The sequence below is a fragment of the Xenophilus sp. genome (assembly GCF_044462705.1).
Taxonomy (GTDB): Bacteria; Pseudomonadota; Gammaproteobacteria; order Burkholderiales; family Burkholderiaceae_C; genus Xenophilus; species Xenophilus azovorans.
Map to the genome: position 1 here is coordinate 1 of NZ_JBIQNC010000274.1, position 5,429 is coordinate 5,429.

Below are 5,429 nucleotides of genomic sequence, written 5' to 3' on the forward strand. Positions count from 1 at the left end.
TCGCCGGACGCGTCCGCCGCGTGCGTCCATGCGCCCGGGCAGGCCGCGGCCGCCGCCAGTGCCGCGGCGAAGCTGCGGCGCGGCAGGCGCGCGGGCCCCGCCGTCATCGGCGCACCTCGCGCGCGGCCAGCTCGCGCAGCAGCCCGGCGAAGCGCTGCGCCGGCAGGTTGTCCTCCTCGGCGCGGGAGGCCAGCGTGAGCGGCGCATCGAGCGCGCCGCCGTCGGCCAGCGGCAGGTAGGCGATGGCGTGCGCGTGCACGCCCGCCATCGAGGCCGGCACCACCGACAGCCCCACGCCGGCGGCCACGAGGTTCAGGTTGGTCATCATGCGTTCGACCTCGGCCACCACGCGCGGGCGCAGGCCGCGCGCATGGCACAGCGCCAGCAGCTCGGCGTACAGCCCCGGCGCGCCGGGCCTGCGCACGAGGATCAGCGGCTCCTCGCACAGCCGCGCCAGCGGCAGCGCCCGGCGCGAGCGCCCGGGCGCGGCGAAGCGGTGGTCGCTGGGCGTGGCGGCGAGCACCGGCTCGCGCAGCAGCGTCTCGAACACCAGCCCCGGCGGCGCGGCCACCGGCATGCGCAGCAGGCCGCAGTGCAGCCGGCCGGCGGCCAGCGCGGCGGTGATCTCGGCGGCGTTGTTCTCGCTGATGCGCAGCTCCACGTCGGGGTGCGTGCGGCGGAAGGCGCGCAGCGCCTCCGGCATGAAGCGGTGCGCCGCGGCCGAGCTGGTGAAGCCCACCGCCAGCATGCCGGCCTGGCCGCGCGCCACGCGCGCCATGCGCTCACGCATCGCCTCCATGTCGTGCAGCAGGCGCTGCGCCTCGCCGAGGAAGGCGCGCCCCGCATCGGTCAGCGCCACGCCGCGCGGATGGCGCCGGAACAGCACCATGCCCAGCTCGCGCTCCAGTGCCTTGATCTGCACGCTCAGCGGCGGCTGCTGGATGCCCAGCCGCTCGGCGGCGCGCGTCATGTGGCCCGTCTGCGCGACGGCCAGGAAGTAGCGCAGCGCCCTTATCTCCATACTTTTTTCATATCGAAAGTGGCCGATTATTTTATTTGACCCTATGTCACCCCGCTCCTATCGTGCGCCCCCGCGGACCCTTCCACAACGAGCGGCTGCCAGCCGCGATACCGGAGACAGACACCATGCGCCGTGCGCGCTCCCACGCCACCCTTCATCCCCTTTCCCTGCTGCGCGCCGGCGGCGCCGCGCTGGGCCTGTGCCTGTGGCTCGCCGGATGCGGCGGCGGAGGGGGCGGCGGAACCGCCTTCTTCCCCGCGCTGCCGCCGGCGGCGGGCCCGGGCGCGGAGCCCGGCCCGGGCGGCGGCGACGACGGCGAGCCGCCCGTCGGCCCGCCGCCGCCCCCGCCGCCGGTGGTGAGCTGCGCGTCGCTGGCCGGCCGCACGCTGCCGCCGTCCGCGATCGGCCTGCCGACGCAGGGCGCCACGGTGACGAGCGCCGAGCCGGTGGCCGTCGACGACCCGGCCAACCTGCTGGGCGCCTACTGCCGTGTGCGCGGCACGATCCAGTCGGTGGACCCGGCCGCGCAGTCGATCCAGTTCGCGCTCAACCTGCCCGCGCAGTGGAACGGCAAGACCATCCACTTCGGCGGCGGCGGCTTCAACGGCCGGCTCATCGACGGCACCGAGCCGCTGCGCTTCGGCCCGCCCGGCAAGCCCGCGCCGCTGGCGCTCGGCTACGCCACCTACGGCGACGATTCGGGCCATCAGTCCGGCAGCATCACCGACGGCCGCTTCGCCGCCAACGACGAGCAACTGGCCAACTACGGCGGCCTCACGCTCAAGAAGACGCGCGACGTGGCGCAGGCGCTGGTGCTTGCCTACTACGGCACCGCGCCGAAGAAGGCCTACTTCCTCGGCACCTCCACCGGCGGGCGCGACGCGCTGGCCTACATCCAGCGCTGGCCGGCGGACTACGACGGCGTGATCGCCAACGAGCCCGCGCTCAACTACACGGGCACGCGGCTGTCGAACGTGGCGGTGGGCCGCGCGCTGTACGCCAACGGCGGTGCGGGCTGGATGAACGTGGCCAAGACGCTGCTGGTGCAGCGCACCGTGCTGCAGGCCTGCGACCGGCTGGACGGCGCGGCCGACGGCATCGTGAGCAACGTGGAGAGCTGCCGCCAGCTCAACGGGCAGATCCTGGCCTCGCTGCGCTGCAGCGGCGGCACCGACGCGGGCGACGGCTGCCTGTCGGACGCGCAGCTCGCGACCGTGCGCGCGATCGAGTCGCCGCTGGAATTCACCGCCTACGCGCTGGCCCACGGCGTGACGCGCGCCGGCGGCTACAACCTGCTCGAAGGCGCGCTGGTGGCCGGCCCCTACACCACGCGCGACCTCGGCACGCGGCCGGCGCCGGCGAACCCGGCCACCTCGGCCGACGCCAACATGTACGTCACCGGCGACCAGTGGGTGAAGCACTTCGTCACCCGCATCGAGAACTTCGACACGCTCGGCTTCGACCCGCTCGACCCCGGCCCCTACACGGCGCGCGTGGCCGAGGTGTCGGCGCTCACCGATGCCGGCGATCCGAACCTCGCGCCCTTCTTCGCGCACGGCGGCCGGCTCATCCTGCTGCACGGCCTGGCCGACGAGGTGATCAGCCCGAACTCCACCATCGACTATTACCAGCGCGTGGTTTCCACGCTGGGCCAGGCGACGGTGGACGAGCACGTGCGCTTCTACACCGTGCCCGGCATGGGCCACGGCACCGGCGTGTTCATCCCCGGCTGGGACTCGCTGGCCGCGCTGGAGGCCTGGGTGGAGCAGGGCCTGGCGCCCGCCACGCCGGTGGCGATGGACACCGTGGCCGGCAGCTTCGGCCGCACGCGCCCGCTGTGCCGCTTCCCGGCCTGGCCGAAGTACCGCGGCAGCGGCAGCCTCGACGCGGCCGTCAACTACGCCTGCGTGACCGAGGTGGGCGATCCGCTGGCCTGCCCGAGCCTGCCCGCCTCGCCCGCCACGTACAAGGGCGGCAACACGGCCGGCGAGGAACTGCGCGTGCAGATCGACCCCGCGACCCTGGCCTACACCGTGACCATCGAGGCCAGCGCGCAGCGCGCCGCCGGCACGCAGCGCAGCGGCACGCTGGCGCAGCAGGGGCAGTGCAGCTACACCAGCGGCGAGGACGGCGCGCTGTTCACCTTCGCGCCCGGCGGCGTGCTGCTGGGCGGGGTGAGCGCGGCCGCCGGCGGCGGCTTCGCGCCCCTGCTGGCCTTCCAGAACACCTTCGAGAACGCCGCTTCGCCGACCGTGTTCAACCCGGTGGCGCACATCTTCAACGCGGTGGGCGTGCAGCAGGACGCCGGCGGCACGGCGGCCTACGCGGCAGCGGGCCGGCTGCGCAACGCAGGCACCTTCCAGTACTGCCGCGATCCCGGCGGCACGGGCTTCATGGTGTACGACGCCGACTGCACGCAGACCGAGAAGGGCTACATCACCTACAACACCGCCCGCGGCGCCTTCGACCTGTTCACCACCTCGCCGACCGGCAGCGCCACCACCACCGGCGGCACGCTGACCGGCTCGATGGTGATCGGCCTGGTCAACGGCGAGCCGGTGCCGCTGCACCTGGTGCGCGACCCGGGCGGCACCACCGGCATGCGCCTCGTCGCGGAACAGCAGAGCCTCATCGCCGGCACGGCCGACGGCGCCTATGTCGTGGCCGCCGTGAACGGCGAGCAGCGCGAGGCTGCCGTCGCCGGCAGCAGCCTGCAGCTCGGCAGCGCGACGGCGTCGCTGAGCTACGACGTGCCGGCGCCCGGCGTGGCGCAGGCCGACGCCGGCCGGCCCGGCCACCTCATCTACAACAGCGGTGTCCTCGGCTTCGTGTCCGACCCCGGCGCGAACGCGGCACTGGAAATCGGAGTACGTCACTGATGACCCAGCCTCGCAGACTTGCATTCGCCGCGGCCCTCGCGGCCGCGGGACTCGCCCTGCCCGCCGCGGCGCGAACCGCCGCGCCTTCCGCGCCACGGCCGGCCACCTGCCCGGCCGCGGTGCCGGCCGACGCGCGCTGCTACACCGGCGCGGACGGGCAGGGCGCCTTCTACTGGATCGCCGTCCCGAAGGACTGGAACCGCGTGCTGGTGATGCACGCGCACGGCGGGCCCGAGACCGGGCCGCCGCGCCCGCAGCGCAGCGAGGAGGACCTGCAGCGCTGGGCCGTGACGGTGAAGGCCGGCTACGCCTGGGCCGGCTCCACCTACCGGCGCGGCGGCTACGGCGTGACCATGGCCGCCGAGGACACCGAGCGGCTGCGGCGCATCTTCGTGGCGCACTTCGGCACGCCGCGGCGCACGCTGCTGCACGGCCAGAGCTACGGTGCGGGCGTCGCGGCCAAGGCGGCCGAGCTGTACGCGCCCGCCGGCGGCGTGAAGGGCCCCTACGACGGCCTGGTGCTCACCAGCGGCGTGCTCGGCGGCGGCAACACGGCCTACGACTTCCGGCTCGACCTGCGCGTGGTCTACCAGTACGTGTGCCGCAACCACCCGGCCGCGGACGAGCCGCAGTACCCGCTGTGGCAGGGCCTGCCGCCGGACTCGACGCTCACGCGCAAGGAACTCGCCGAGCGCGTGCGCGCCTGCACCGGCGTGGGTCTGCCGGCGGCGCAGCGCACGCCGGAGCAGGCCGCGCGGTTGAAGACCATCCTCACCGCGGTGCGCATCCCCGAGCGGACGCTGGTCGCGCACCTGAACTGGGGCACCTGGCTGTTCCAGGATGTGGTGCAGAAGCGCCTGGGCGGGCGCAATCCCTTCGGCAACGTGGGCGTGACCTACGCCGCGGCGCCGGAGGAGGCCGCCGCGCTCAACGCCGGCGTGGCCCGCTACGCGGCCGATCCGCAGGCGCAGGGCGCGCTCGCGGCCGACAGCCTGCCCACCGGGCGCACCGCGCTGCCCACGGTCACGCTGCACGCCATCGACGACCCCACCGCCTTCGTCGAGCTGGAGGACAGCTACCGCCGCATCCGCGAGGCCGCCGGCACCGCCGACCGGCTGGTGCAGGCGTTCTCGAACGAACGCAGCCACAGCTACCTGAGCGATCCCGAATACCCGGCGCTGTTCGACGCGATGCTCGACTGGATCGACCGCGGCGAGAAGCCCACGCCCGACAGCCTCGCGCAGCGCTGCGCGGCGCAGGTCCCGCGCTTCACCGGCGAGAGCGCCAGCGGCTGCCACCTGCAGCCGGCCTGGCGGCCGCAGCCGATCGAGCACCGCGTGCCGCCGCGCGCGCCGTGAAGCCCGTCCATCGTTCTTCCCTGAAACCTGGAGCCATTCCTTCCATGTCCCCGATCCGCCTCCTTCCCCTGACCGCCGCCCTCGCCCTGTCCGCCTTCGGCGCGCAGGCGCAGACCTTCCCCGACGGCAAGCCCATCACCTTCGTGGTGCCGTTCGCCGCCGGCGGGCCCA

The 5,429-nt window shown here is 74.4% G+C and carries 3 protein-coding genes; 2 read left to right on the forward strand and 1 reads right to left on the reverse strand.

Annotation, left to right across the window (positions count from 1 at the left end; all coding sequences use genetic code 11):
- Positions 1 to 103: 103 nt before the first annotated feature.
- Positions 104 to 1,021: a LysR substrate-binding domain-containing protein gene (locus ACIY1X_RS24445; RefSeq protein ID WP_399685751.1), complete on the reverse strand. Its 918-nt coding sequence runs from the start codon at positions 1,019 to 1,021 to the stop codon at positions 104 to 106.
- A gap of 125 nt (positions 1,022 to 1,146) precedes the next feature.
- Here ACIY1X_RS24445 and ACIY1X_RS24450 point away from each other — a divergent pair, with 125 nt between their 5' ends.
- Positions 1,147 to 3,900, forward strand: a complete 2,754-nt coding sequence (locus tag ACIY1X_RS24450) for a tannase/feruloyl esterase family alpha/beta hydrolase (RefSeq protein WP_399685754.1) — start codon at positions 1,147 to 1,149, stop codon at positions 3,898 to 3,900.
- Positions 3,900 to 5,258 carry an alpha/beta hydrolase family protein gene (locus ACIY1X_RS24455; RefSeq protein WP_399685757.1) on the forward strand — a complete coding sequence of 453 codons (1,359 nt, stop codon included), beginning with the start codon at positions 3,900 to 3,902 and terminating at the stop codon, positions 5,256 to 5,258. Before ACIY1X_RS24450 ends, ACIY1X_RS24455 begins: the two co-directional genes overlap by 1 nt.
- The last annotated feature ends 171 nt before the right edge of the window (positions 5,259 to 5,429 follow it).